The sequence below is a fragment of the Pseudonocardia sp. TMWB2A genome (assembly GCF_017312135.1).
In genome coordinates, this window is the sequence record NZ_QKQY01000002.1 from 4,751,657 (window position 1) to 4,777,389 (window position 25,733).

Below are 25,733 nucleotides of genomic sequence, written 5' to 3' on the forward strand. Positions count from 1 at the left end.
CCGGGCCCGTCGTCGTACGAACACCCTGGTGTGACTGCGACCCCGATCCGCCCCGCCGAGTCCCTCACCCGGCCGCGGGCGGTGGTCACCGGTCTTCTCGGCGTCGGCTCGGCCCTCGCCGTGGGCGACCTCGTAGCGGGGCTGGTGGCGCCGGCGTCGTCGCCGTTCCTGACCGTCGGCGACCAGTTCGTCCGGCTGACCCCGGAGTGGCTGAAGCAGTTCGCGATCGCCACGTTCGGCACCGCCGACAAGCTCGCACTGCTGACCGGGATGGCGCTGGTGATCACCGGGCTGGCCGTGGCCGCCGGGCTCCTGGCCCGGCGACGGCCCGCCCCGGGCGTGGCGGTCGTGGTCGCGATGGGGGTGACCGCCCTGGTCACCACGGTGTCCGCGCCCGCGTTCCGGCCGGTCGACCTGCTCGCCCCCGCGGTCGCGCTCCTCGTCGGGCCGACGGTGTTCCTCGCGGTGCACGCCGCGTTCACCCGGGCGGCCCGGGACGGCCTGGGCGCCGCAGCGCCGCTGTCGCGCCGGCGGGCCCTCTCGCTGGCCGGCGGGGTCGCGGTCGTGTCGCTGGGGGCGACCGTCGCCGGGCGGCTGCTCGCCGCCGCGCCGTCGACGTCCGGGCCCGCGGCACTCGCGCTGCCGCCCGCCCCGCCGGTACCGGCGCTCCCGCCGGACGCGACCCTGCCGGGCGCACCGGCCTGGCTGACCCCGACCGCGGACTTCTACCGGATCGACACCGCGCTGCAGGTCCCGCGGGTCGACGCCGCGTCGTGGACCCTGCGGGTGCACGGCATGGTCGAGCGCGAGCTGACCCTCTCCCTGGACCAGCTGCGGGCCCGCCGGGTCGTCGAGGTGCCGATCACGATGGTGTGCGTGTCCAACCCGGTCGGCGGCGCGCTGATCTCCACCGCCCGGTTCACCGGGGTGCGCCTGGCCGACCTGCTCGCCGAGGCCGGGGTCGGGCCCGGGGCCCAGCAGCTGCTGTCTACCAGCGTCGACGGGTTCACCACCGGCACCCCGGTCGACGTCGTCACCGACGGCCGCGACGCCCTGCTCGCGTTCGGCATGAACGGCGAGGCGCTGCCGGTCGAGCACGGCTTCCCGGTGCGCATGGTCGTCCCCGGCCTCTACGGCTACGTCTCCGGCTGCAAGTGGATCACCGACATCGAGGTGACCACCTGGGACGCGGCCACCCCGTACTGGGCCGAGCGCGGCTGGGCCCGCGAGGGCCCGGTGAAGACCCAGTCCCGCATCGACACGCCGGTCGCCGGGGCGTCGGTCCCGGCCGGGCGGGTCGTCGTCGCCGGGACGTCGTGGGCACCGCACGTCGGCATCACCCGGGTCGAGGTCGCCGTCGACGGTGGGACCTGGGTCCCGGCCCGCCTCGGCGCCGACGTCGCTGCCGACACCTGGCGGATGTGGCGCACCGAGATCGAACTGGGACCCGGCGAGCACACCCTGCGCGTGCGCGCGACCGACCGGACCGGCACGGTGCAGACGGAACGGGAACAGGTCTCGATCCCCGACGGCGCGACCGGCCGGCACACGGTGCCGGTCACCGCGGTCTGACGGGCGGGCCGGCCCCGCCGCGCTCCCCCCGCCGAGTCGATCCGGAAGTCGATGCACCCCTCAGCCCACCCCGCCCCGCCGTCCGTCCCCCGCCGCCTGGTGGTCGCGACCCTGCTCGCCGGCCTGCTCGCGGGCCTGCTCGCCGCGCTGGTGCCGTTCGCCCCCGTCGACACCCGCAGCACGACCGTGACCTGGCCCCGGGCGGGCGAGCAGCCGGTGTCGACGACGGCGGCGTTCCAGCCCTACGCGCCGGAGGCGGTGCGCGTCGACGTCGGCTGCCGGGTGCTGCGCGCCGCGCAGGCCCGCTCCGCCGACACCGGGACGGCGACGACCGTCGTGGCCTCGGAACGGCCCGGTGCCACCGGGATCGGGTTCGCCGTGCTCACCGGACCGGGCGGGGAGCTGCGGGTCCTGGTCGGGGGCCGTGAGCTGCTGCGCGCCCCCGTCCCGCCCGGCGACGACTGCGGGCTGGTCCTCGACACCGACGAGGCCGGGTCCCGGGTCACCCTCGGCGACGCCGCCCCGCGCGCCTTCTCCGGCGACGTCGTACGCGCGGTCGCCGCGTTCACCACCCAGCTCTCCCCCGCCGACGCCGACGGCCTGCGGGTCACCGCGCGCACCGCGGACTGGTTCGCCGCCGCGTCGTCGCCGGCCAAGACCGCGCTGATCGGGCTGCAGTGGCTCGCCGCCGCCGTCGCCGCGGTGCTGCTGGCCCGCCTGGCCGGTGACCGGTTCCGGCGCCGCCGTGGCGCGGCCCGGCTCCGGCGGGCCCGGCTGGCCGCGGTGGGCACCCCGGCCGGGATCGGGCGGGCCGCCGCGGACGTGCTCGTCGTCGTCACCCTCGCGGTGTGGACGGTGCTCGGGCCGCTGTCCACCGACGACGGCTTCACCGAGGCGATCGCGCGCAACGCGACCGGCACCGCGACCGGCGACTTCGGCAACGTCTACCGCTGGGGCAACGCCTCGGAGGCGCCGTACACGCTGGTGATCCGTATGGTCCGGGCGCTCGCCGAGACCGGGGTGGGGCCGCTGGTGCTGCGCGTGCCGTCGGTGCTCGCCGGGATCGCGGTGTGGCTGCTGCTGTCGCGGGTCGCGCTGCCGGCGGTGCTGGCACGCCACCACCGCCGGGCCTGGGTGCGGGGCACGCTCGGCGTCGCGCTGCTGGCGTGGTGGCTGCCGCTGAACCTCGGGGTCCGCCCGGAGCCGTTCGCGGCGCTCGCGACGACCGCGGCGCTGTGCTGTGCGCTGCGCGCCGCCGCCCGGCCCGGGCGCCGCGGCGGGACGTGGACCGCGGCCGCCGCCCTGGCCTCGGGGCTGGCACTGGCGGTGACGCCGTCGGCGGTGACCGTCGCCGGTCCGCTGGTGCTGCTGCTCCCGGCGCTGTGGCGGCGGGTCACCCGCCACGGCGGCGGGGGGCTCGCAGTCGGGGTCGCGGCGACCGTCGCCGCGGCCGGGATCGCCGCGGCCGGGCTCACCCCCGTCTTCACCGGGCAGAGCCTGTACACGGTCGCGCGGGCCACCGAGATGCACCAGTTCTACGGCCCGGCCACACCGTGGTTCCAGGAGCTGCGCCGCTGGAGCTACCTGCTGGGGTTCGGCACCGAGCAGGGCGGCCTCGGCCGCCGGGTGCCGGTGCTGCTCGCCGTCGCGATGCTGGTCGCGGCGCTGCCGCTGGTCGCCCGCGGCGCGCACCGGTGGGGTCCGGGTCTGCGGTGGACACCGGTCCCCCTGGCCGGGCTCGCACTCGGGTTCGTGCTGCTCACCCCGGCGCCGTCGAAGTGGACACACTACTTCGGGACGCTCGCCGGGACCGGGGCGCTCGCCGTCGCCGCGGGGGCGGTGCTGGTGGTGACCGCGGCCCGGCGGCCCGCCGACCCGACCGTGCGCGGCGCGGCCGCCGCCGGGACCCTGGCGGCGGTCGTGCTGGCCGCGCTGGCCTTCTCCGGACGCAACGAGTGGTTCCTGTGGTCGGGCTGGGGCGTGCCGCGCGCCGACGGGCCGTTCGCGCCGCTGAACTCGCCCGCGGCGTGGGCCGTGGTGGCGGTGGCGGTGCTGGTGGTGTCCACCGTCGCGGGACGACGACGGCACCGGACACGGCGGGAGTCCACGGCCCGGGCCGCGGCGGCGCTGCCCGCCGGGGTCGTGGTGGTCGCCCTGGTCATCGGGGTGTCGGTGGTGGTGGCGTCGTTCGTCGTCGCCCCGGTGCGCCAGGGCGGGGGCTACAGCGTCGGCGGACAGATGTGGAGCGAGCTGACCGGCCGCGACACCTGCGGGATCCTCGACCACGTCACGGTTCCGGTCGACGCGGGCGCGCTGCCCGCCGCGGGCGGCGCCGACACCCTCACCGGGTTCGCCGAAGGCCGTGGCTGGGTCGACGCCCCGCCGCGCGGCGAGCTCGCCTGGGGCAGTCTCGACGGCGGCCCGGGCACCACCGGCGAGCTCCGGACCCGCTGGTTCACCGTCGCGCCGGGACCGGGCGACCGGGTGCTGTCGGTCGACGTCGCCGGGCGGACCGGGCAGGGCAACACCCTGGAGCTGGAGTACGCCCGCGCCGGGTCGCCGGGCCCGGACGGGCGCGTGTCGCTCGACGACACCGCGACCGGTGCCCGCGGCACCTACCCCACCGAGCGGGTGCAGGAGGCCGTGCCGCTGGACCGGCCGGCCTGGCGCACCGTGCGGGTGCCCGTCTCCGCGTTCCCGGTGGACGTCGACCGGGTGCGGGTGCACGCCGTCGACACCGCCGTCGGGCCGGGCGGCTGGGTGGCCGCGGCCGCCCCGCGGATGCTCACCCCGGCGCCGGTGGTGCCGCTGCTGCGCGACGCCGACGGCCCGGTCTACGTCGACTGGTCGATCCTCTGGTCGGCGCCCTGCCTGCGCGACCTGCCCGCCGTCCGGGCCGGGCTGGTGCAGACCCCGCGCTACCTGGTGCTGGGCCCGTCGTCGCTGGGGTTCGCCGTGGACGTGTCGTTCGCCGACGTCGCCGGGGGCAGCTTCGCGGCGATGCGCCGCACCACCACCGAGCAGGTCGTCGCGACCCGGATCGACACCGCCGACGACCCGGACCAGGCCGACTGGGGCTCGGTCACCCGGATCGACACCGACCTCGCCGTCGACGCCTACGACGTCACCTCGGTCCCGGTGCGCCGCTGGGGCTGGGAGGGCGACCGGACCCCGGTCGGGTACCCGGCCCTCCCGGCACCGTGACCACCCTCCGGTCGGAGGGGGCCCACGGCCGCGTCCGGCTGATAGACACATGCGGACACCCGCACGCAACGAAGCGAGGGACACCGTGGCCTTCCCCGGTCTGCAGCACGTCGCCCTGACCGTCAGCGATCTCGAACGCAGCACGCGCTGGTACGCGGCGCTGTTCGGCACCGAGCCCGTCCTGGACGAGGACGAGGAGGGCGGCCGCTTCCACCACACCGTCTTCGCCCTCGACGGCGGGATGCTGTTCGGTCTGCACACCCACCAGGGCCGCGAGTCCGGCGAGCCTTTCGACGAGGAGCGCACCGGCCTCGACCACGTCGGCTTCGCGGTCGGCTCGCACGCCGAGCTGGAGCAGTGGGCGCAGAAGCTGACCGAGCTCGGGATCGCCCACGAGGGCGTCAAGAAGGCGCACTACGGCAGCGGGGTCTCCTTCCGCGACCCGGACAACATCGCCCTGGAGTTCTTCACCGGACCGGAGTGAGCCGGCGGGTGGGGCATGTCCGGACACGCCCCACCGGTGTCCGTCCGGTGGACGGTTCCTTGCTCCGGACCGGGTATCGCGATCGAATCATGCGGTGATGCGCACCCTGCTGGAGCCGTTCTGGCCCGGTCGGCGGATCGTCGCGTTCGACGAGCTGTGTCGGTGGGCCGCGTAGCGACCCCCGGGTCGCCGCGTGGCCGCCCCGTGCATCGCGCGCGGGTCCGACGCCCGCGCCACCGACCACCCACACCGGAGGACCCCGTGTCCGTCACCGACGAACTGCTCGAGAACAACGCCCGCTACGCCGAGAACTTCTCCGGCCCGCTCCCGCTGCCGCCGGCCCGCAAGATCGCGGTGGTCGCCTGCATGGACGCCCGGCTCGACGTGTACCGCGTCCTCGGTCTGAACGAGGGCGACGCCCACGTCATCCGCAACGCGGGCGGCGTCGTCACCGACGACGAGATCCGCTCGCTCGCGATCAGCCAGCGGCTGCTGGGGACCGAGGAGATCATCCTCATCCACCACACCGACTGCGGGATGCTGACCTTCACCGACGACGCGTTCAGGGCCTCGATCCGCGACGAGACCGGCATCAAGCCGCCGTGGGCCGCCGAGGCGTTCGACGACCTCGACGCCGACGTCCGTCAGTCGCTCGCCCGGATCCGGGCGAACCCCTTCGTCCCGCACACCGACGCCGTCCGCGGTTTCGTGTTCGACGTCGCGACCGGGCGGCTGACCGAGGTGGAGTAGGCCCGTCACACCCCGCGTGCGGTCGCCGCACCCGTCGCGACGGGTGCGGCGACGTCGCGAGGGGTGCGGCGGCAGCGGGTCAGGACGGCAGCAGCACCAGGACCGCCGCGCCCGGCACCCCGGCCTCGCCCAGCAGGTAGGCCGTCCGGTCGGCACCGCCCAGGCGCACCCGGGGCCGGCCGAACGCGCCGACGCCGCGGCACTCCCACAGCGGCGTCCACTCCGGTGCGTCGGCGCGCAGGGCGGCGCGGACCCCGCGGGTCCCCGGGTCGGTGGGGTCGAGATCCGAGGCCATCCGGAACCGGCGGTGCAGCGCGGCGAGCAGCCCGTCGGGACCGGGGCCGGGGCACGACGTCACCGCCGGGCCGGGGTCCGGCCCGAACCGGGCCCGCGCCGACGGGTCGGCCGCCAGCTGCCACAGCACGTGCCGCCGTCCCGGGTCGTCGTCGGCGGGCCGGCCGACCGCGGCCTCCCACGCGTCGTTGGCGGCGACGACGCCGAGCCGGGCGTCGAGCAGCACCGCCGGGTGATCGGGCCAGCTCGCGAGCACCGGGGCCAGCTCCTCCGGCGCGGTGCCCGCCGCCGGTCCCCCGTCGCGGGACAGCCGGGTCAGGTGGGCGATCCCGGGGGCGTCGATGCCCAGCACCCGGCCGACCGCGGTGAGGACCTCGTCGGAGGCGGTCACCCGCCCCTGTTCGAGCCACGTGTACCAGGTCAGACCGACCCCGGCGAGCGCCGCGACCTCCTCGCGGCGCAGCCCCGGCGTGCGCCGGCGGCCCCGGTCGGGCAACCCGACCGTCGCCGGCGCGACCCGCTCCCGGTAGGAGCGCAGACAGGCGCCCAGCTCACGGCGGCGGTCGGCCGTCGCCGTCCGGGACCGGGCCGTCGCCGATCCTGTCACCACGGGTACCCCCATCGGTTCGCTCCTGGTCCGGGCCCGGCCGTCGTCGCACGGTGGGTCCATGATCGGTATCGGTGTCAACCTCGCGGCCGGGCTCGAGGATTCCGGGTCGGCGAACCTGGTGGAGGAGATCGTGGACCGCGCCCGGGCGGTCGCCGCGGCGGGACTGCGCACGGTGTGGCTGCCGCAGGGCTACGGGTTCGACACGCTCACCCTGTACGCCGCCGTGGCCCGCGAGGTCCCCGACGTCGAGCTGGGCGCGTCGGTCGTCGTCGTGCAGCCGCGGCACCCCCGGGTGCTGGCCGCGCAGGCGCTGACCGTGCAGGCGGCGTCGGGCGGGCGGCTCACGCTGGGGCTCGGGGTCAGCCACCCGGGGCTGCTGGAGGTGTACGGCCTGCCGTTCACGCGGCCGGTGGCCGCACTGTCCGACCACCTCGACGTGCTCGCCCCGCTGCTGCGCGGCGAACGGGTCCCCGGCTCGTCCGGTCCCGGGTCGGATCCGGCGGACACCGCGGTGTCCGGCGCCGCGCCGGAGGTCCCGCTGCTGCTCGGCGCGCTGGGCCCGCGGATGCTGCGGCTGGCGGGTGAGCGGACCACGGGCACCATCACCTTCCTCACCGGGCCGCGGACGATCTCCGGGCACGTCCGGCCGTTGCTCGACGCGGCGGCCGCAGGACGGCCGTCGCCGCGGGTGGTCGTCGGGGTGCCGGTGTCGGCGACGACCGCACCGGACCGGGTGCGGGCCGCCGCCGCGGCCGACTACGCGGCCTACGCCCGGCTGCCGTCCTACGCGGGGGTGCTGGAACGGGAGGGGCTGAGCTCGCCGGGCGGGCTCGTCGTCGCCGGGGACGAGGACGTGATCGCGGCCGGGATCGCCCGCTACGCCGACGCCGGTGCCACCGACCTGCTCGTCAGCCCGCTGGGCGACGCCACCGAGCGGGCGCGCACCGTCGCGGTCCTCGGCCGGATCGCCGCGTCCTGAGCGCCGCATCTCGGCGACGCCCGGATGCGCGGTCGCCCGCACGCCGACCGGCCCGCCGGCACCGGGGCGCGCGCCGAGATGCAGCCCAGCGGGCGCACGGGGTCGCCCTGCGCCTCCTGAGCTGCATCTCGGTGTCATCCCGGGCCCGCCGGGACGCGACTCGTGCCGCGTCCCGGCGGGACGGTCAGGCGACGCGCGGGCGGCGGCGCAGCGCCGTGCGGGCCGCCGCGAGCTGCTGGGCCACCTCGGCGGTGATCAGCTCGGCGTGCAGGGCGTCGTTGCCGGGGTCGCCGCCGCCGCGCAGCGCGCGGTGGCGCCGCACGAGGGCGTCGAGACCGTCGAGAAGCTGGGTTCCCGGATCAGCGGTGGGCAGGGTCGGAACGCTCATGGGATGTCTCCTGGTGACGAGGTGTCGGTGTCGATCCGTCGGGTCGATCGACCGGCCGACACAGCGTCGTGGACACCCTCACGTAGTCGATGTGACGCCGCCGGGACAGGACGGTGTTGATGTACCAGCTCACGGCGCCGCGGCTTTCCTGCCGGCGATCGCGGCTAGCAGCTCTCGGGTGTAGTCGTCCCGCGGGTCGTCGAACAGCTCCGCGGTGGGCCGCAGCTCGCGGAGCCGACCGTCGCGCATCACGCCGGTACGGTGCGCGACCCGCCGGACCACGGCGAGGTCGTGCGAGATGAACAGGTAGGACAGGCCGTCGCGCTGCTGCAGCTCCGCGAGCAGCTCCAGCACCTGGGCCTGCACCGAGACGTCGAGCGCGGACACCGGCTCGTCGGCGACGACGAGGTCCGGCGACAGGGCCAGCGCCCGGGCGATCGCGACGCGCTGGCGCTGCCCGCCGGACAGCTCCTCGGGCCGCCGGTCGAGCGTCCCGGACGGGAGTGCGACCCGGTCGACGAGCTCCGCGGCGCGGTCGGCCTGCTCGGCGGCCGAGCCGACGGAGAACGCCCGCAGCGGCTCGGTGACGATCTCGCGGACGGTGAACCGGGGGTCCAGCGAGGCGTAGGGGTTCTGGTAGATCAGCTGGGCGCGGCGGCGCAGCGCCCGCCACGCCTCGCCGCGGACGTGGGTGACGTCCTCGCCGCCCAGCAGCACCTGCCCGGAGGTGGGGTCCTCCAGGCGCAGCAGCAGCCGCGCGGTCGTCGACTTGCCCGATCCGGACTCCCCGACCAGGGCGACGGTCTCGCCGCGGGCGATCGTGAACGACACCCCGTCGACGGCGCGGTGGGTGCGCCGCCGCCACGAGCCGCGGACCCGCGGCAGCGGGAACTCCTTGACCAGGTCGCGGACCTCGGCGACCGGGGTCCCCGAGGTGTCGACGGCGGCCGGCTCCGGTGGGGCGGTGAGCGCGAGACCGGGGGCGGCGGCGAGCAGCTCCCGGGTGTAGGGGTCGCGGGCCCCGGTGAGCAGCTCGGCCGGGGTGCCCTGCTCGACGACCCGCCCGTGCCGCATGACGACGATCCGGTCGGCCCGGTCGGTGGCGACGGCGAGGTCGTGGGTGATCAGCAGCAGCGCGGTGCCGAGGTCGCGGCGCAGCGCGTCGAGGTGGTCGAGGATCCGCCGCGCCACGGTCGCGTCGAGGGCGCTGGTCGGCTCGTCGGCGACGACCAGCGCGGGCCCGGCGGCGAGGGCGATCGCGATGAGCACGCGCTGGCGCATCCCGCCGGACAGCTGGTGCGGGTACTGCCCGGCGCGGGTGTCCGGCTCGTCGAGCCCGGCCTGCCCCAGGAGCTCGACGGCACGGGCCGGTGCGGAGCGGCGGTCGGCGAGCCCGTGGGTGCGCAGCACCTCCGCGACCTGCACGCCGACCTTCTGCACCGGGTTCAGCGCGACGCCCGGGTCCTGCGGGACGAACCCGATCCGGGCGCCGCGCACCGACCGGTACGCCCGCTCGGACAGCCCGGTGAGGGTGGTGCCGTCGAGGGCGACGGTGCCGGCGGTGACGGCGCCTGCGACGGGCAGCAGCCCGAGCACCGCGGCGGCCAGGGTGGTCTTGCCCGACCCGGACTCCCCGACGACGGCGACGACCTCGCCGGGCGCGACGGTCAGGTCGACCCCGCGGACGGCGTGCACCGTCCCGCCGCCACCGGCGTAGGCGACCTCCAGGCCCTCCACCTGCAGCAGGGCTCTCATGCGGACCGCCCCCACTCGCCGTCCAGGGCGCGGGAGATGCGGTTGACCGACAGCACGGTCGCGGCGATGACCAGGCCGGGCATCGCGCACACCCACCAGGCGACGGCCAGGTAGTTGCGGCCGTCGGCGACCAGCGAGCCCCACTCCGAGGCGGGCGGTGGGGCGCCGTAGCCGAGGAAGCTCAGCGCGGACACCGCGAGGATCGCGAGGCCGAACTCCAGCACCGCGAGCACGACGACCGGCCCGGCCGCGTTGGGCAACACGTGCCGCCACAGCGAGACGTACCAGCGGGTGCCGACCGCGCGGGCGGCCTCGACGTAGAGGGCGCGGCGCACCCGCAGGGTCTCGGCGCGCATCACCCGGGCGAAGCTGGCGACGCTCGCCACGCCGACCGCGATCGCGACCTTCACCGTCCCGAAGCCGAGCGCGGTGATCAGGGCCAGCGACAGCAGGATCGCGGGGATCGCGAGGAGCACGTCGACGCCGCGCATGAGGATCTCGTCGACCCAGCCGCCGGCGAACCCGGCGAGCAGCCCGATCAGCCCGCCCGCGACGAGGGCGACGGCGACCGCGATCACCGTGGCCTGCAGCGACAGCGAGGCGCCGTGCACGACCCGGGTCCACACGTCGCGGCCGAGGTGGTCGGTGCCGAACCAGTGGCCCGGCCCGGGCGGGGCGAGCCGGTGCGCGGTGTCGCCGACGGCGGGGTCGCCGGGTGCGAGCAGCGAGGGCACGAACGCCGCGGTCAGCACGAGCAGCACGACCGCCGCGGCGAACACCAGCCCGGGCCGGGACCGCAGGAACCGTCCGAGCCGGGCCCGCGGCCGTCGTCCGGCCGGGGGCGGTGCGTCGCGGACGCCGGGCGCGACGAGGGGTGTGTGGTCGAGCAGGGTCATCGGGTACTCCCGGAGGCGACGGCGACCCGCGGGTCGAGCAGCGGGTAGGCGAGGTCGACGAGCAGGTTGACCACGACGAACGCGAGCGCCGCGAACAGCACGACCCCCTGGACGACGGGGATGTCCTGGGCGCCGACCGAGGCGACGGTGAGCCGGCCCAGGCCGGGCCGGGTGAACACCGTCTCGACGACGACGGACCCGGCGAGCAGGTTGCCGACGACGTACCCGAGCACGGTGAGGGCGGGGATCGCGGCGTTGCCCAGGGCGTGCCGCAGGTGCACCGCGGCCTCCCCCACCCCCTTGGCGCGGGCGGTCGTCACGTAGGGCGCGTCGAGTGCCTGGGTGAGGCTCTTCGCCAGCACCTGCGCGACGAGCGCACCGGTCGGGAGCCCGAGGGTGACCGCCGGGAGGATCAGCGACTCCGGTCCGCGGTCGCCGACCGAGGGCAGCCAGCCGAGGGAGAACGAGAACAGCTGCACCAGCATCAGCCCGACCCAGAACACCGGCAGCGACACCGCCAGCGACGGCAGCGACGCCAGCACCTGCCGCAGCCACGGCGTCCGGGCCCAGGTCGCGGCGAGCGCGACCGCGGTGCCGCCGACGACGGCGACGAGCAGCCCGGCGGCGGCGATCTGCAGGGTCGGCGGGAGGGCCTCCGCGACCGCGGTCCGCACGTCCTGCCCGCTGGCGAACGACGTCCCGAGGTCACCGTGCAGCGCCGCCCAGAGCTTCGTCACGTACTGCACCGGCAGCGGCTGGTCGAGGCCGTAGCGGGCGCGCAGGGCGTCCAGCTCGGCCGGCGACACCGGCTCGCCGTCGCCCGAGGCCATCGTCGCGACCGGGTCGCCGGGCAGCAGGTAGAGCACGACGAAGCTGACCGTCCACGCCGCCCAGAGCACGACGGCGGCGAGCCCGAGGCGACGCAGCAGGTACGGGACGGTCATCGCGCGTCGGACTTCCAGGCGTCGTGCAGCTGGATGCGCGAGGACGCGTCGAACGCGACGCCGTGCGCGTCCGGGCCGACGCCGAGCACGGTGGTGAGCTCGACGACGGGCGCGGTGTCGAACCGCTCGGCGAGCAGCTTCTGCGCCTGCCCGGCGAGTGCCGCGCGCTGCGCCGGATCGACGGTGGCTGCCTGCGCCACCAGCGGGGCCTGCAGCGGACCGGCGGGCAGCCGGTAGCGGTTGGTCCCGTCGGTGCCGTAGGTCGACCGCAGGATGTCCGGGTCGGCGCGGGTCAGGTTGCCCCACGCGGCGACGAAGTCCCCTCCGTCGAGGACGGCCTGGGTCTCGGCGATCTGGATCTCGCGGAGCTGGAGGTCGATCCCGATCCGGCGCAGCTGCTGCTGGATCAGCTCCAGCGCGGGCTTGGTGGTGCCGATGTTCTGGGCGAACGTCAGCGGCACGGTCAGGCGCTGCCCGCCCTTGGCGCGGATGCCGTCGGGCCCGGGCACCCACCCGGCGCGGTCGAGCGCGGCCGTCGCGGCGGCCGGGTCGTAGCCGACGAGCGCGGACTGGTCGGCGTAGGACGGCGTCGTCGACGACAGCGGGGAGGTCGCCGCGCGCGTCTGGCTCGGGTAGACCGCGGCGACGACCTCGTTGCGGTCGATGCCCCGGCTCACCGCCTCGCGGACGGCGGCGTCGGCGCCGAGCGGGGTGCCCTGGTTGAACGTGATCCCGAACGGCAGGCCCGGGTTCGGCCGGGCCGGGAGCTGGACGCCGGCCCCGGTGAGCGGGGCCTCGTCCTGCTGGCCGACGCTGGCGATCGCGTCGACCTCGCCGGACTGCACGCTGCCCGCCCGCACCCCGGACTCGGGGACGACGCGGAACTCGGCCCGGTCGAGCCAGGCCTCGCCGGGGTGGGTGAACAGCTGCGAGCCCCAGTCGTAGCCGGCCCGCTTCGCGAGCACGGTGACGTCGTTCTTGGCGTAGCGCTCGATCGTGAACGGGCCGGAGCCGACGACGCCGGCGCAGCGCTCGTCGTCGGAGCGGGCGGCGCTGGCCGGGGACAGCAGGCCGAGGCTGTGGGTGGAGGTGCCCTGCAGGAACTGCACGTTGGGCTTCGCGAACCGGACGGTGAACCCGGTGGGGCTCGTGACGTCGGTGCCGGTGTACCCGGCCAGGTACCCCTTGGGGAGGCTGCCGCGGGCGCCCAGCTTCACCGCCCGGTCGAGGTTCGTCCTCACCGCGGCCGCGTCGACCGGCGCACCGTCGGAGAACGTGGCCCCGGGGCGCAGCGTGAACGTCCAGGCGGTGGCGTCGGCGTTCGACGACCAGCGGGTCGCCAGCCAGGGCACGATCGCCCCGGTGGACGGGTCCTGGTCGGTGAGCGAGTCGACGACCTGGCGCAGCGAGTAGATCGAGTCGTTGCTCTGCACCTGCTGCGGGTCGGCGCAGCCCTGGTCCGAGGAGACCGCGAACACCAGCGTCCCACCCGGCTGCGGCGGGCCCGCGTCGGCGGCGGCGCCCCCGGCGCCGGAGCCGCAGGCGGTGAGGGTGAGCGCGGTGGCGGCGAGCAGCACCGCCGACCGGCCGGCGGGCAGGTCCCGCCACCATCCGCGACGACGGCGCGTCACGACGCCACCGCCGGGCGGCGCTCGCCGAACCGCGACGGGCTCGCGAGTCCGAGGTGCTCGCGCAGCGTCGCGCCGGGGGTGTAGTCGGTCCGGAACACTCCGCGCTCCTGCAGGATCGGGACGACCTTCTCCACGACCTCGTCGAGGCCGGACGGGGTGACGTGGGAGCCGAGGATGAAGCCGTCGGAGGCGTCGGCCTGCACGTAGCGGTCGATCTCGTCGGCGACGTGCTCCGGGGTCCCGACGAACACCGCGCGGTCGAAGACGTGCGCGACGGTCTCGCGCAGGGAGTACCCGTGGGCGGCGGCGAGCTCGCGCCAGGCGGCGACGGTCGCGTGGGCGTCCTGGGTCAACGGGGCCCGGCCCTCGATCCACTTCGGGGCGTCGGGGGTGGGGTCGACGTCGGGCAGCGGGCCGTCCGGGTCGTAGGCGGACAGGTCCCGGTTCCACACCATCTCGGCGAGCACGATCGAGGTCCACGGGTCGACCTGCTGGTCGTGGATGTGGGCGTGCCGTTCGCGGGCCTCGGCGTCGGTGTCGCCGAGGACGACGCCCGCGCTGGGCAGGATCCGCACCTCGTCGGGGTCGCGGCCGGCCTTCCGGACGCGGGCCTTGACGTCGTCGTAGAAGGCGCGGGCCTCGTCGAACTTCTGGTAGCGGGAGAAGATCGCGTCGGCGGACGCGGCGGCGAAGTCGCGCCCGGCCGGGGACTCCCCGGCCTGCAGCACCACCGGGTGGCCCTGCGGGCTGCGCGGGGTGGTGAAGCGCCCGGCGATGTCGAACTGGTTGCCCGAGACCGCGAAGTCGCCGACGTGGCCGTCGCGCAGGAAGGTGCCCGACGCGGGGTCGGCGACGACGGCGTCGGAGCCCCAGGAGTCCCACAGCGCGCGGACCGCGGCGAGGGTCTCCCCCGCGCGCTCGTAGCGCTGGTGGTGGCCGAGGAACGCGCCGCGGCGGAAGTTCTCGCCGGTGGGGGCGTCGGAGCTGGTCACGACGTTCCACGCGGCCCGGCCGCCGGAGAGCAGGTCGAGCGTGGCGAACTTGCGGGCCAGCTCGTAGGGCTCGTTGAAGGTGGAGTTGATCGTCCCGGCCAGCCCGATGTGCTCGGTGACCGCGGCCAGCGCGGCGAGCACGGTGAAGGTGTCCGGGCGCCCGACGACGTCGGAGTCGAACACCTCACCGCCGCGGGTGCGCAGCCGCAGCCCCTCGGCGAGGAAAAGCAGGTCGAGCCTCCCGCGCTCGGCGGTGCGCGCCCAGTGCTCGAAGGACTCCCAGTCGATGTGGCTGCCGGAGGCGGGGTCGCTCCAGACGGTGTCGTGGTTGACGCCCGGGAAGTAGGCGCCGAGCACGATCTGCTTCCTGCCGGTCCTGGTCATGCGGTCGCTCCGGAGAGGGTCGGTACGGCGGTGGGATCCGCTCCCGGGGCGTAGCGGCTGACCGGGCGGGTCAGGCCGAAGCGCGCGCGCAGGGTGGTCTCGCCGTAGGTCGTGCGGAAGGCGCCGCGGGCCTGCAGCTCGGGCACCAGGCCGTCGACGACCGCGTCGAGGTCGGTCGGGAGGACGGCCGGGCGCAGGCGGTAGCCGTCGAGGCCGGCACGGCGCCAGGACAGCAGGGTGTCGGCGAGCCCGGTCGGGGTGGTGGCGAGGACGACGGCGTCGGAGGAGATCGGGTCGAGGGCGTCGAGGCGGGCGAGCCGGTCGCGGGCGGCGCGTTCGGTCGCCTCGAGGACCACGACGACGTCGCCGAGGATCCGCAGCGGCGGTGCGGTGCGGCCCACGGCGGCCTCGGCGGCCCGGACCTGGGCGACGATGCGGGCGGCGTCGTCGGCGTCGTGCGGGGTGGTGAACACGACGTCGCCGACCCGGGCGGCGAGCAGCGCCGGGGCGTAGCCGTGGGCCAGCGAGACGACCAGCGGCTGGCCCTGCGGCGGGCGCGGCACGATCGACGGCCCGGCGACGCCGAAGTGCTCCCCGGCGAAGTCGACCCGGTGCAGCTTGTCCCGGTCGACGAAGCGCCCGGTCAGGGCGTCGCGGATCTCGGCGTCGTCCTCCCAGGAGTCCCAGAGCCTGCGCACCACCTCGACGGCGTCGGCGGCCTCGCCGAACAGCTCGGCGACGAGCTCACGGGCGGCCGGGGTGTCGAGGTCGGCGCGGCGCAGGCCGGGGACGGTGCGGCGGCCGAAGTGGGCGGCCTCGTCGGCGCGCACCGAGGTCTGCACCCGCCAGCCGGCGCGGCCGCGGCTGTCGTGGTCGAGGGTGGACAGCGCCGACGCGACGTGGAACGGCTCGGTGTGGGTGGTGGTGACGGTCGGGACCAGCCCGATCCGTGAGGTCAGCGGCGCGAGGAAGGCGGCGACGAGGGAGGCGTCGAGCCGGCCCTGCACCCGGTCGGTGCGCCGGTCGGCGCCGCTCAGGTGGTCCCCGGACTGCAGCCCGAGTGCGTCCTCGATCGTGAGCAGGTCCAGCAGCCCGCGCTCGGCGGTGCGGGCCAGGTCGGTCCAGTAGCGGGCGGTGAACAGCTCGCCGGGGCGGGCGCCGGGCTCGCGCCAGGCGGCGGGGTGCCAGCCGGCACCCTCGAGCGCGACGGCCAGGTGCAGAGGGCCGTCGCCGGTGGTGGTGTCCGATGTGGACATACGGCATCGCTTTCTCGTCGAACGGGGGCACGACGGGACGACAAGGACGTCGGGGCGGCCCGCGGGACGCGGCGGCCGGGACGGGTGGCCGTCGTGGACGGCCGGGACGGGGTGGGCGGGGCGCCCGGCGGGACGCCGGTCAGGCCCGACAGGTGGCGCCCGCGACCCGCATCAGGTCGACGTGGCGGCGGTACCGGGGATGGTGCGCGGCACGCACCTGCTCGGCGACCGTGCGCATGGGTTCCTCCATCGAACCCGGCTGGAGCACCCGCTCCCGCGTGCTGCGGGGGGTTGCTGCGGCGTCGTCGAGCCGGGTCTCTCGGCCGCTCCGGATGGTGTGCGATCCGACTGTAGGTTTCCGGTGCCCGACGGTGTCAACCCGCATCACAGTCGAGTGACCTGCGCCGCAGCAAGTCTCCCGACCTGCGGAACCACCACCCGGATGCCAGGGAAGATGTCCGGACACGCTGACCGTGTTCCTGGTTGGTGGACGCCGGGTTGTCCGGAGAGGTGACCACCGCGCACCCTGGTCGGGTGACGATGAGCCAGCGGCGGCCCTCGCGCCCCGCACGGCTCGTGGGGGACGCGACGGCCCCCGTCCCCCAGCGGCAGGCGCGCACGGCGTGGCGCGCTGTGCCCCTGCGCCCTACCGGCCTCGAGCCGTTCTGGCCGAGCCGGCGCGCGCCCGCCTACAGCGAACTCTGTCGCTGACCGGTCTCCCGTCCCGCGGGCCGTAACGCCACGCCCCCGGCGTGCGAGGCACCCGCCGGACCGGGAACCGCCCGCCGGACACCACTCCGGCCCGCCACCCGTCCCGTACCCCGGCACGCCCTCCCAGGGCCGGCCGGCCCCGGCGCGCAGCGGTCGTCCCGACCGCCCGCCGCCCCCACGGAAGGACCCCGTCCCGCGATGTCCCCGCACGTCCTGCGTCCCGGATCCCGGGCGCGCACCGCCGCCGTCCTGCTCGCGCTGCTCACCGCGCTCGGGCTGCTGGCCGGCTGCTCCCGCGCCGACGAGAGCACCACCGCCGCGGGAGCCACCTCCCCCGCGACCGAGGTCCGCCTCGGCTACTTCCCGAACATCACCCACGCCCCCGCGCTGGTCGGGGTGAAGCAGGGCCTGTTCGCCGCCGAGCTGGGGAACACGAAGCTCACCACCCAGACGTTCAACGCCGGCCCGGACCAGGTCAACGCCCTGCTCGGCGGCTCGATCGACGTCGCGTTCATCGGTTCCGGCCCGGCGATCAACGCCTTCACCAAGTCGAACGGCGAGGCCGTGCGCCTCGTCGCGGGATCCACCTCGGCCGGCGCCCAGCTGGTGACCAGCCCGGACATCACCTCCCCCGAGCAGCTCAAGGGCAAGATCATCGCGACGCCGCAGCTGGGCAACACCCAGGACATCGCGCTGAAGACCTGGCTGTCGGAGAACAAGCTCCCGATCGGGCAGGGCCCGGCCGCGGTGACCGTGCAGAACATCGAGAACCCGCAGACCCTCGACCTGTTCAAGCAGGGCAAGGTCGCCGGCGGCTGGCTGCCCGAGCCGTGGAGCTCGCGCCTGGTCGACGCCGGGGCGAAGGTCCTGGTCGACGAGAAGTCCCTGTGGCCCGGCGGGAAGTTCCCGACGACCGTCGTCATCGTCCGGACCGAGTTCCTCCAGCAGCACCCGCAGACCGTCGAGGCGATCCTGCGGGGCGAGCAGAAGGCCATCGCGCTCATCCGCGACAACCCCGCCGAGGCGAAGACCGTCTCCAACGAGGCGATCGGCGAGATCACCGGCAAGCCGCTGGCGGCGAACATCCTCGACCGCGCCTTCACCGAGCTGTCCTTCGACTCCGATCCGCTCGCCTCGACCTTCCCGCAGCTGGCCAAGGACTCGGTCACGGCGGGCATCGCGAAGAGCGAGGCGAACCTGACCGGCTTCCTCGACCCGGCCGCGGTCGACGCGGTCCGGACCAGCTCCGGGGAGACCGCCGTGGACCCGGCCGGTCTCGCCGCCGCGAACTGACCTTTCCGATCGACGAGGGGAACCACCGATGACCGTCGACCTGACCACCCGGCGCCCGAGGACCCGCGGCACCGCCGTGGAGCTGTCCGGGGTCGCCAAGACCTTCGGCACCGGCACCGGGGCCGTGACCGCGCTCAACGGGATCGACCTGCGGGTCGGCGACGGCGAGTTCCTCTGCGTGCTCGGCGCGTCCGGCTGCGGCAAGTCGACGCTGCTGAACCTGCTCGCCGGGCTCGACGGGCCCACCGCGGGCGCGGTCCGGGTCGGGTCGGCGCGGCCGTCGTTCATGTTCCAGGAGGCCGCGCTCATGCCGTGGCTGACCGCGCTGCGCAACGTCGAGCTGCCGCTCAAGCTCGCCGGGCACGGCCGGTCGGCCCGGCGTGAGCGGGCCGAGGAGCTGCTCACCCTGGTACGGCTGGAGGGCCTGGGCGACAAGCGTCCGCACGAGCTGTCCGGCGGCATGCGCCAGCGCGTGTCGCTGGCCCGCGCCCTGGCCGCGGCCACAGGCCTCGGCGACACCCACGGCGCCGGGGGGCTCCTGCTGATGGACGAGCCGTTCGCCGCGCTCGACGCCATCACCCGCGACGTCCTGCAGGGCGAGCTGCTGCGGGTCTGGCGGGCCACCGGGACGACGATCGTGTTCGTCACCCACGACGTCCGCGAGGCCGTCCGGCTGGCCGAGCGGGTCGTGCTGCTGTCGTCGCGGCCGGGGACCGTCGTCCGCGAGTGGACGGTGCCCGCCGGCGGTCACGACGCCGAGGCGCAGGCCGAGCTGCACGACGACATCACCGGACGGCTGCGGGCGGTGATCACCAGCCATGCCGCGTGAGGAGTCCTCGATGACCGTCGTCGACGACGACCGCGACTCCGCGGCCGCCGTCGCCGGGCTCGACGCGCTCGACACCCCCGTCGAGCGGACGACGCCGTGGTGGCAGCGGTTCCTGCGGACCTGGCTGCCGCCGATCGTCGCGCTCGTGGCGATCGTGGTGGTCTGGCAGATCGTCTGGGCCTCGGCGGTCACGCCCGAGTACCGGCTGCCCGCCCCGGGCGCGGTGGCCGAGGCGTTCGGCGAGACCGTCGTCAGCGGCGAGATCTGGTCGATCCTGTGGACCTCGATCAGCCGGGCCGCGCTCGGCTTCCTGCTCGCCCTGGTGATCGCCACCCCGCTCGGCGTGGTCGTCGCCAAGGTGCCGCTGGTCCGTGCGGCGATCGGGCCGCTGCTCACCGGTCTCCAGTCGCTGCCGTCGGTGGCCTGGGTGCCCGCCGCGGTGCTGTGGTTCGGGCTGACCAACACCACGATCTTCTTCGTGGTCCTGCTCGGCTCGGTGCCCTCGATCGCGAACGGCCTGGTCGCGGGCATCGACCAGGTGCCGCCGATCCTGCCCCGGGCCGGCCAGGTCCTGGGCGCGACGGGCTACCAGATGGCCCGCTACGTCCTGCTCCCCGCGGCGCTGCCCGGCTACCTCGCCGGCTGCAAGCAGGGCTGGGCGTTCTCCTGGCGCTCGCTGATGGCCGCGGAGATCATCGCGGCCGGACCCGCGCTCGGGGTCGGGCTGGGCGCCTACCTGAAGAACGGCGCCGACGTGAACGACATCGTGCAGGTGTTCGCCGCGATCCTGCTGATCCTCATCGTCGGCATCGGGGTCGAGCTGCTGGTCTTCCGGCCGCTGGAGCGACGGGTGCTGCGCGCCCGGGGGCTGGCGCTCACCGTCTGACCCGGCCGTCGACCTCCCCGTCCCACGACCGGGCCGCCCGTACGAACCCGCGTACGGGCGGCCAGGTCGTGCGTGATCCGAGGTGTCCGGACGGGTTCCCGCACCCGTTCCCACCAGCCGAAACGTCGTGACTCCAATCCCAACTCCAAGGGTTGGGTTTCGAGCCCGGGGCGGTTACCGTCACCGTATGACCGTTCCGGTTCCGCTGACCACGCGCGCGCACATCGACCTCGCGCGCGTCGCGTCGGCGCTCTGTCGGTCCTGACCCGGGCACGGCCCACCGCGCCGCCCGGTCCCGCTCGACGGCGCCCCCGACCGCACCACCCCGGCGTGCCGCGCCTGTGGTGCCGGTCCGGCACCCCGGCCGGCCGGGTGGCCCCGCCCGGTGTGCGCCACCGCCGGGCGGGCGGACCACCGCGGCTCCGCACCCCGCCGGCGCACCCGGCCACCTGACGACACCCGTCCCACCGGCCCCGTGGGGCAGACCGGTCCCACCGTGCCCGCCCGACACGGCCGGTTCCGGCGTGCCGGTACCTCCGGCACCCCACCCCCGTACCCGGCCCGTCCCCGCGACGGCCCACGAGCCCGCCACCTCCGCCCGGCACCCGCACCGCCCGGGCCGGCCGGCGTGCCCTCCGAACCCCAGGAGCCCCCATGACGACCGTCTCCGAACGGGAGCGCACCAGCTCCCCGCCCGAGGTCGAGACCCTCCGCACCCGGCACACCCGCGGACCGGACCGGGTCCCCCGCTGGGTGGTCAAGACCGCGTCCCCGGTCGTGCTCATCGGGCTGTGGCAGGTGCTGTCGAGCACCGGCGTCCTCCCGCGCGACGTCCTCGCCTCCCCCGCGACCGTCGCGGTCACGGCCGCCGAGATGTGGGCCGACGGTGCGCTGCAGAGCGCGGTGGCGGTGTCGAGCGTGCGGGTGCTGTCCGGCATCGCGATCGGTGTCGTCGCCGCGGTCCTGCTCGCCACCCTGTCCGGGCTCTTCCGGCGCGGCGAGGACGTGATCGACGCGCCCGTGCAGATGCTGCGCACGGTGCCCGTCATCGGGCTCATCCCGCTGCTGATCATCTGGTTCGGCATCGGCGAGGAGCCCAAGATCGCGCTGATCGCGCTGGCGGTGACCTTCCCGCTCTACATGAACCTCTTCGGTGGCATCCGCAACGTCGACGCGACGCTCGTCGAGGCCGCCCGCACCCTCGGCCTGGGCTGGTTCGGCCAGGTCCGGCACGTGATCCTGCCGTCGGCGATGCCCCAGTTCCTGGTCGGGCTGCGCTACTCGCTCGGCACCGCGTGGCTCGCCCTGGTCTTCGGCGAGACGATCAACGCGACGTCGGGGATCGGCTACGAGATGAACACCGCCCGGGAGTTCTTCCAGACCGACGTCATCGTCGTCTGCCTCGCGCTCTACGCGGTGCTCGGGCTGGTCGGCGACCTCGTCGTGCGCACCCTGGAGAGGGGGCTGCTGTCGTGGCGACCGGCGTTCAGCGGGCGGTGAGGCCCGTCTCGGTCCGCGGCCTGAGCCGGCACTTCGGTGACCGGGCCGTCCTGACCGACCTCGACCTGGACATCGAGCCCGGCGAGTTCGTCGCCCTGCTCGGCGCCTCGGGCTGCGGCAAGTCCACCCTGCTGCGGATCCTGGCCGACCTCGACAACGACGTCAGCGGCGAGGTCACCGTCGCCCGGCGCCGCGCCGTCGGCTTCCAGGCACCCCGCCTGCTGCCGTGGAAGAGGGTGTGGCGCAACGTCGTGCTGGGCCTGCCCGGACGGCCGGACCGCGCCCGCGCCGAGGCCGCGCTGACCGAGGTCGGCCTCGCCCACCGCACCGACGTGTGGCCCAAGGTCCTGTCCGGCGGCGAGGCGCAGCGGGCCGCGCTGGCCCGCGCCCTGGTCCGCGACCCGGACCTGCTGCTGCTCGACGAGCCGTTCTCCGCGCTCGACGCGCTGACCCGGATCACCGCCCGCGGGCTCGTCGACGAGCTGTGGCAGCGCCACCGCTGCGCGGTGCTGCTGGTGACCCACGACGTGGAGGAGGCGCTCGTCCTGGCCGACCGCGTCCTGGTGATGGACGGCGGCCGGATCGCGCACGACGCGCCGATCCCGTTCCCCCGGCCGCGCGACGTCACCGACCCCGCCTTCCAACACCTGCGGGCCGACCTGCTCGGCAGGCTCGGCGTGCACCGACCCCAGGAGCGAGCGTGAGCATCGAGTTCATCGGCATGATCGGGACCCAGGAGGTCTCCGAGATCCGGCCCGCCACCGGCCCCGTCCTGGACCCGGCCGTCGTCCGCCGGTTCGCCGCCGCCCACGAGGAGGCCGGCTTCGACAAGGTCCTCATCGGGCACTCGTCGTCGACGCCCGACGGGCTGCAGGTCGCCGCGTACGCCGCCGCGCACACCGACCGGCTCGGCTTCCTGGTCGCGCACCGGCCCGGCTTCACCGCGCCCACCCTGGCCGCCCGCCAGTACGCCACGCTCGACCACGTCAGCGGGGGCGGCCGGGTCGCGATGCACGTCATCTCCGGGGGCAGCGACACCGACCAGCGCCGCGACGGCGACTGGCTGGACAAGGACGAGCGCTACGCCCGCACCGACGAGTACCTCTCCGTCGTCCGCCGGGCCTGGACCGACCCCGAGCCCTTCGACCACACCGGCGAGCACTACCGGGTCGCCGGCGTCGCCCAGGAGATCCGTCCGCTCGGCCCGATCCCGGTGTACTTCGGCGGGTCCTCCGACGCCGCGTACCGGGTGGGCGGGCGGCACGCCGACGTGTTCGCGCTCTGGGGCGAGCCCCTCGCCGGGACCGCCGAGCAGATCGCCCGGGTGCACGACGCCGCCCGCGCCGCGGGCCGCACCGAGCCGCCCCGGATCAGCGTGTCCTTCCGCCCGATCCTCGGCGACACCGAGGAGCAGGCGTGGGCACGCGCCCACGACGTCCGGGACCGGATCGTCGCCGCCCGGGGCGGGCACGGCTCGTTCACCGGCACCCGGATGCGCGAGCCGGGGGCCCCGGCCAACGTCGGCTCGCAGCGGCTGCTCGCCGCCGCCGAGGCCGGTGAGCTGCACGACCGCTGCCTGTGGACCGCCACCGCGGCCGCCTCCGGCGCGGCCGGCAACTCCACCGCGCTCGTCGGCACCCCGGACACCGTCGCCGCGGCGCTCGCCGACTACGCCGACATCGGGGTCACCACCCTGCTGATCCGCGGCTACGACCCGATCGACGACGCCCGCCGCTACGGCAGCGAGCTGCTGCCCGCCGTCCGGGCCGAGCTGGCCCGGCGCGCGGCCACCGCCGGGGTGGGGGTCCCCGCGTGAGCGCACCCGCCACCGCCGGCACCGTGTGGACCCCCGAGGGCACCTCGCGCGGCACCGTCGCCGTCCTGACCGGCCGGGGGGAGCACCCCGGTCTCTACGCCCGGCTCGGCCGACGGCTCGCCGTCGACGGCTGGACCCTCGCCGTGCCCGGCCCCGGCGCCGGGGTGGACGAGGTCGGCGCCGCGCTGGCCGGCGCGACCGGGGCCCGGGTGCTGCTCGGGTCCGACACCGGTGCGCTGCGCGCCTGGGAGCTGGCCGCCACCGTCCGGCCGGACGGGCTCGTGCTGGCGGGGCTGCCCACCGGCGCCCCGGGGGCACCGCCGGCGGACCGGGCCGGGGAGCTCGACGCCCGCACCGCCTGCCCGGTGCACCGTGGGCTGCTCGAGTCCGACCCCGACTTCACCTGGGGCGCGTTCGCGCAGGCGCCGCCCCCGCCGCCGTCGGACCCGCTGCCCGGCTCCCCCGTGCTGTGGCTGCACGGCGACGCCGACCCGGTGGCCCCGGTTGCCGGGATCCGGGCGCTGGCCCGCCCGGGCGACGACGTCGCCGTCGTCGTCGACGGGGTGCACGACGTGCTCAACGACCAGTTCCACCGGATCGTCGCCGCCCGGCTCGTGCAGTTCCTCGAGCGCCTCGCCAAGGGCGCCCGGTTCGCCGAGGAGACGCCGACCGCCGCGGCGGAACCGGTCCGCGCGCGCCGCGCCGCGCCGCTGACCGTCTCGGCGCGGCTGGACCACGCGATGCGCGCACTGGCCGAGCTCGTCGCCGCCGACGGCGCGACCGTCACCTGCGACGCGATGGCGCGCGCCCGCGGCGTCCCGCTGAACTCGCTGGTCAACGTGATGCTCGCGCTGCGCCGGGCCGGCCTGGTGACCAGCCGCCGCGGCTGCGAGGGCGGCTACCGGCTGGCCCGGCCGGCCGCGGAGATCACCGTCGCCGACGTCGTGCGCGCCACCGAGGGCTCGATCGCCCAGGTCCGCGACGGCGGTCCGGCCGCGCCGCTGTGGGCGGACCTGGAACGCACCGTCGCCGACTTCCTGACCACCCGCACCCTGACCGCCCTGGAGGGCGATACCCGGTGACCACGCACCCGCACGGGACCGACCCGTTCCACCCCGACCTCGTTCCCACCCCGCCCGACCACGCCCGGGTGCACCTCGTCCGGGGCGCCGAGCTGTCCGCCGACACCGCCCAGACCAGCGGCATGTCCCGCCGCGAGGCGGTGAGCGGACGGACCGTCGGCTCGTCGAAGCTCTGGACCGGTGAGACGCACGTCGCGCCCGCCACGAACTCCGGGGACCACCACCACGGCGAGGCGGAGACCTCGATCTACGTCGTCTCCGGCCGGCCGCGGTTCGTCTTCCACGACGGCACCGGCGAGGTGGTCCTGCAGACCGAGCCCGGCGACTACGTGTTCGTGCCGCCGTGGGTCCCGCACCGCGAGGAGAACCCCGACCCGGAGGTGCCGGCCGTCGTCGTGATCTCCCGCAGCACCCAGGAGGGGATCGTCGTGAACCTCCCCTCGCTCACCCCGCTCACCGACCCGGAGACCACCCCGTGACCCGCCGACCGCTGCTCGCCCTGCCCGCCGTGCTCGCCGCGCTGGCGCTGCTGCTCACCGGCTGCTCCGGCGCCGCCGACGACGGCCCGGCCGACCTGTCGCAGGTCACCCTGCGGGTCGGCGACCAGGCCGGCATCCAGCAGGCGCTGGTGAACGCCTCCGGCGCCCTCGACGGCGCCCCCTACCGGGTGGAGTGGGCGCAGTTCCCGGCCGCCGCGCCGCTGCTGGAGGCACTGCGCGGCGAGGCGATCGACGTCGGCATCGCCGGCGACGCACCCACCCTGACCGCGCTGTCCTCCACCGACCGCATCAAGATCGTCGAGGCGACCCGCTCCCCCAGCCAGGGCGGCCTCGCGCTGCTCGTGCCGAAGGACTCCCCGATCCGGTCGGTCGCCGACCTGCGCGGGAAGAAGGTCTCGCCGACCACCCAGGGCAGCATCGGCCACTACCTGCTGCTGCGGGCGCTGGAGGAGGCCGGCGTGCGGCCGGACGAGGTGACGATCTCGTTCCTGCAGCCGGTCGACGCGGCCGCCGCGATGAACTCGGGTGCGATCGACGCCTGGTCCACCTGGGACCCCTACACCGCGGTCGCGCAGCAGGAGTCCGGCGCGCGGATCCTGCGCGACGCGAAGGGCCTCGGCACCGGGCTGACCTTCCTCGACGCCAACACGGCGGCGCTGGAGGACGCGGGCACCCGCGCCGCGCTCACCGACTTCACCGAGCGCTACGGCCGTGCCCTGCAGTGGGCCCGGGAGCACCAGCAGCAGAACGCCGCGATCTACGCGGAGCTGACGAAGCGGCCGGCCGCGGTGGCCGACCTGATGGCGCAGCGGGCGCTGCGCGACACCCAGCCGCTGTCCCCGGAGCTCGTCGCCGAGCTGCAGGGGGTCGCCGACCGCTACTCCGCCTACGGCGTGCTGCGCACCCCGGTCGACGTGGCCTCCGCGATCGAGGACCTGCGCGCCCCCGCCGGCTCCTGACCCCGACGCCCCCACCCC

The 25,733-nt window shown here is 75.9% G+C and carries 24 protein-coding genes and 1 riboswitch; of the genes, 15 read left to right on the forward strand and 9 right to left on the reverse strand.

Features of this window, described 5'->3' with window-relative positions:
• Positions 1-30 precede the first annotated feature (30 nt).
• The 4 genes from DMP17_RS36800 to DMP17_RS36815 all read left to right on the forward strand — a co-directional run bounded on the left by DMP17_RS36800 (position 31) and on the right by DMP17_RS36815 (position 6,010).
• Entirely contained in the window at positions 31-1,572 is a 1,542-nt protein-coding gene (locus DMP17_RS36800; protein ID WP_337831939.1) for a sulfite oxidase, read from the forward strand.
• A gap of 51 nt (positions 1,573-1,623) precedes the next feature.
• Complete coding sequence (locus tag DMP17_RS36805) at positions 1,624-4,776, forward strand: arabinosyltransferase domain-containing protein (RefSeq protein ID WP_337831940.1); 3,153 nt, start codon at positions 1,624-1,626, stop codon at positions 4,774-4,776.
• A gap of 49 nt (positions 4,777-4,825) precedes the next feature.
• The gene (locus DMP17_RS36810; protein ID WP_073574340.1) at positions 4,826-5,260 is read left to right on the forward strand and encodes a VOC family protein; all 435 of its coding nucleotides are present in this window, start codon (positions 4,826-4,828) and stop codon (positions 5,258-5,260) included.
• Between the two features lie 261 nt (positions 5,261-5,521).
• Positions 5,522-6,010, forward strand: coding sequence for a beta-class carbonic anhydrase (locus DMP17_RS36815; RefSeq protein ID WP_226366307.1), 489 nt, complete (start codon positions 5,522-5,524; stop codon positions 6,008-6,010).
• A 79-nt stretch (positions 6,011-6,089) separates the two neighbouring features.
• Here DMP17_RS36815 and DMP17_RS36820 read toward each other — a convergent pair whose 3' ends face one another.
• The gene (locus DMP17_RS36820) at positions 6,090-6,926 is read right to left on the reverse strand and encodes a helix-turn-helix domain-containing protein (protein WP_226357904.1); all 837 of its coding nucleotides are present in this window, start codon (positions 6,924-6,926) and stop codon (positions 6,090-6,092) included.
• 46 nt (positions 6,927-6,972) lie between these two features.
• Here DMP17_RS36820 and DMP17_RS36825 point away from each other — a divergent pair, with 46 nt between their 5' ends.
• Entirely contained in the window at positions 6,973-7,893 is a 921-nt protein-coding gene (locus tag DMP17_RS36825; protein WP_337831941.1) for a TIGR03564 family F420-dependent LLM class oxidoreductase, read from the forward strand.
• 184 nt (positions 7,894-8,077) lie between these two features.
• Here the strand turns inward: DMP17_RS36825 and DMP17_RS36830 are convergent, their stop codons facing one another.
• The 8 genes from DMP17_RS36830 to DMP17_RS36865 form a co-directional block, all read right to left on the reverse strand.
• Positions 8,078-8,281, reverse strand: coding sequence for a hypothetical protein (locus tag DMP17_RS36830; protein WP_062396219.1), 204 nt, complete (start codon positions 8,279-8,281; stop codon positions 8,078-8,080).
• A 129-nt stretch (positions 8,282-8,410) separates the two neighbouring features.
• A complete protein-coding gene (locus DMP17_RS36835) occupies positions 8,411-10,036 on the reverse strand; it encodes a dipeptide ABC transporter ATP-binding protein (RefSeq protein ID WP_226357906.1) in 1,626 nt (541 codons plus the stop codon).
• Positions 10,033-10,932: an ABC transporter permease gene (locus DMP17_RS36840; protein WP_226357907.1), complete on the reverse strand. Its 900-nt coding sequence runs from the start codon at positions 10,930-10,932 to the stop codon at positions 10,033-10,035. Before DMP17_RS36840 ends, DMP17_RS36835 begins: the two co-directional genes overlap by 4 nt.
• Positions 10,929-11,876, reverse strand: a complete 948-nt coding sequence (locus DMP17_RS36845; protein WP_226357908.1) for an ABC transporter permease — start codon at positions 11,874-11,876, stop codon at positions 10,929-10,931. The genes DMP17_RS36840 and DMP17_RS36845 overlap by 4 nt, the downstream gene beginning before the upstream one ends.
• Positions 11,873-13,507: an ABC transporter substrate-binding protein gene (locus DMP17_RS36850; protein WP_337831942.1), complete on the reverse strand. Its 1,635-nt coding sequence runs from the start codon at positions 13,505-13,507 to the stop codon at positions 11,873-11,875. The genes DMP17_RS36845 and DMP17_RS36850 overlap by 4 nt, the downstream gene beginning before the upstream one ends.
• The gene (locus DMP17_RS36855; protein WP_337831943.1) at positions 13,504-14,883 is read right to left on the reverse strand and encodes an NtaA/DmoA family FMN-dependent monooxygenase; all 1,380 of its coding nucleotides are present in this window, start codon (positions 14,881-14,883) and stop codon (positions 13,504-13,506) included. Before DMP17_RS36855 ends, DMP17_RS36850 begins: the two co-directional genes overlap by 4 nt.
• Positions 14,880-16,139, reverse strand: a complete 1,260-nt coding sequence (locus tag DMP17_RS36860) for an LLM class flavin-dependent oxidoreductase (RefSeq protein ID WP_337831944.1) — start codon at positions 16,137-16,139, stop codon at positions 14,880-14,882. Before DMP17_RS36860 ends, DMP17_RS36855 begins: the two co-directional genes overlap by 4 nt.
• 139 nt (positions 16,140-16,278) lie before the next feature.
• Entirely contained in the window at positions 16,279-16,377 is a 99-nt protein-coding gene (locus DMP17_RS36865; protein WP_318299301.1) for a putative leader peptide, read from the reverse strand.
• Positions 16,378-16,382: 5 nt separating this feature from the next.
• A riboswitch (SAM riboswitch) is annotated at positions 16,383-16,478 on the reverse strand.
• A 570-nt stretch (positions 16,479-17,048) separates the two neighbouring features.
• Between DMP17_RS36865 and DMP17_RS36870 the strand changes: the two genes are divergently transcribed.
• The 10 genes from DMP17_RS36870 to DMP17_RS36910 all read left to right on the forward strand — a co-directional run bounded on the left by DMP17_RS36870 (position 17,049) and on the right by DMP17_RS36910 (position 25,715).
• On the forward strand, positions 17,049-18,143 hold the full coding sequence (locus tag DMP17_RS36870; protein WP_226357912.1) for an ABC transporter substrate-binding protein: 1,095 nt from the start codon (positions 17,049-17,051) through the stop codon (positions 18,141-18,143).
• A 28-nt stretch (positions 18,144-18,171) separates the two neighbouring features.
• Entirely contained in the window at positions 18,172-18,972 is an 801-nt protein-coding gene (locus tag DMP17_RS36875; protein ID WP_337831945.1) for an ABC transporter ATP-binding protein, read from the forward strand.
• Complete coding sequence (locus tag DMP17_RS36880) at positions 18,962-19,858, forward strand: ABC transporter permease (RefSeq protein WP_374203910.1); 897 nt, start codon at positions 18,962-18,964, stop codon at positions 19,856-19,858. The genes DMP17_RS36875 and DMP17_RS36880 overlap by 11 nt, the downstream gene beginning before the upstream one ends.
• 187 nt (positions 19,859-20,045) lie before the next feature.
• Positions 20,046-20,123, forward strand: coding sequence for a putative leader peptide (locus DMP17_RS46555; protein WP_368858483.1), 78 nt, complete (start codon positions 20,046-20,048; stop codon positions 20,121-20,123).
• Positions 20,124-20,512: 389 nt separating this feature from the next.
• Positions 20,513-21,358: an ABC transporter permease gene (locus DMP17_RS36885; RefSeq protein ID WP_208827110.1), complete on the forward strand. Its 846-nt coding sequence runs from the start codon at positions 20,513-20,515 to the stop codon at positions 21,356-21,358.
• Entirely contained in the window at positions 21,331-22,062 is a 732-nt protein-coding gene (locus DMP17_RS36890; RefSeq protein WP_337831946.1) for an ABC transporter ATP-binding protein, read from the forward strand. Before DMP17_RS36885 ends, DMP17_RS36890 begins: the two co-directional genes overlap by 28 nt.
• Positions 22,059-23,174 (forward strand): LLM class flavin-dependent oxidoreductase, encoded by a 1,116-nt coding sequence (locus DMP17_RS36895; protein ID WP_337831947.1) that lies wholly within the window; start codon positions 22,059-22,061, stop codon positions 23,172-23,174. Before DMP17_RS36890 ends, DMP17_RS36895 begins: the two co-directional genes overlap by 4 nt.
• Positions 23,171-24,256, forward strand: coding sequence for an Rrf2 family transcriptional regulator (locus DMP17_RS36900; RefSeq protein ID WP_337831948.1), 1,086 nt, complete (start codon positions 23,171-23,173; stop codon positions 24,254-24,256). The genes DMP17_RS36895 and DMP17_RS36900 overlap by 4 nt, the downstream gene beginning before the upstream one ends.
• Before the next feature lie 68 nt (positions 24,257-24,324).
• Positions 24,325-24,735 (forward strand): cupin domain-containing protein, encoded by a 411-nt coding sequence (locus DMP17_RS36905; protein ID WP_226358036.1) that lies wholly within the window; start codon positions 24,325-24,327, stop codon positions 24,733-24,735.
• A complete protein-coding gene (locus DMP17_RS36910) occupies positions 24,732-25,715 on the forward strand; it encodes an ABC transporter substrate-binding protein (protein ID WP_226357917.1) in 984 nt (327 codons plus the stop codon). Before DMP17_RS36905 ends, DMP17_RS36910 begins: the two co-directional genes overlap by 4 nt.
• Positions 25,716-25,733 lie beyond the last annotated feature (18 nt).

What these genes read in the sequence shown, in the direction of transcription:
- DMP17_RS36835 (WP_226357906.1), bottom strand. Translation starts at nt 10,036, where the DNA reads ATGAGAGCCCTGCTGCAGGTGGAGGGCCTGGAGGTCGCCTACGCCGGT.
- DMP17_RS36875 (WP_337831945.1), top strand. Translation starts at nt 18,172, where the DNA reads ATGACCGTCGACCTGACCACCCGGCGCCCGAGGACCCGCGGCACCGCC.
- DMP17_RS36845 (WP_226357908.1), bottom strand. Translation starts at nt 11,876, where the DNA reads ATGACCGTCCCGTACCTGCTGCGTCGCCTCGGGCTCGCCGCCGTCGTG.
- DMP17_RS36825 (WP_337831941.1), top strand. Translation starts at nt 6,973, where the DNA reads ATGATCGGTATCGGTGTCAACCTCGCGGCCGGGCTCGAGGATTCCGGG.
- DMP17_RS36880 (WP_374203910.1), top strand. Translation starts at nt 18,962, where the DNA reads ATGCCGCGTGAGGAGTCCTCGATGACCGTCGTCGACGACGACCGCGAC.
- DMP17_RS36865 (WP_318299301.1), bottom strand. Translation starts at nt 16,377, where the DNA reads ATGCGCACGGTCGCCGAGCAGGTGCGTGCCGCGCACCATCCCCGGTAC.
- DMP17_RS36885 (WP_208827110.1), top strand. Translation starts at nt 20,513, where the DNA reads ATGACGACCGTCTCCGAACGGGAGCGCACCAGCTCCCCGCCCGAGGTC.
- DMP17_RS36830 (WP_062396219.1), bottom strand. Translation starts at nt 8,281, where the DNA reads ATGAGCGTTCCGACCCTGCCCACCGCTGATCCGGGAACCCAGCTTCTC.
- DMP17_RS46555 (WP_368858483.1), top strand. Translation starts at nt 20,046, where the DNA reads ATGACCGTTCCGGTTCCGCTGACCACGCGCGCGCACATCGACCTCGCG.
- DMP17_RS36855 (WP_337831943.1), bottom strand. Translation starts at nt 14,883, where the DNA reads ATGACCAGGACCGGCAGGAAGCAGATCGTGCTCGGCGCCTACTTCCCG.
- DMP17_RS36840 (WP_226357907.1), bottom strand. Translation starts at nt 10,932, where the DNA reads ATGACCCTGCTCGACCACACACCCCTCGTCGCGCCCGGCGTCCGCGAC.
- DMP17_RS36820 (WP_226357904.1), bottom strand. Translation starts at nt 6,926, where the DNA reads ATGGGGGTACCCGTGGTGACAGGATCGGCGACGGCCCGGTCCCGGACG.
- DMP17_RS36805 (WP_337831940.1), top strand. Translation starts at nt 1,624, where the DNA reads ATGCACCCCTCAGCCCACCCCGCCCCGCCGTCCGTCCCCCGCCGCCTG.
- DMP17_RS36860 (WP_337831944.1), bottom strand. Translation starts at nt 16,139, where the DNA reads ATGTCCACATCGGACACCACCACCGGCGACGGCCCTCTGCACCTGGCC.
- DMP17_RS36870 (WP_226357912.1), top strand. Translation starts at nt 17,049, where the DNA reads ATGTCCCCGCACGTCCTGCGTCCCGGATCCCGGGCGCGCACCGCCGCC.
- DMP17_RS36810 (WP_073574340.1), top strand. Translation starts at nt 4,826, where the DNA reads ATGCGGACACCCGCACGCAACGAAGCGAGGGACACCGTGGCCTTCCCC.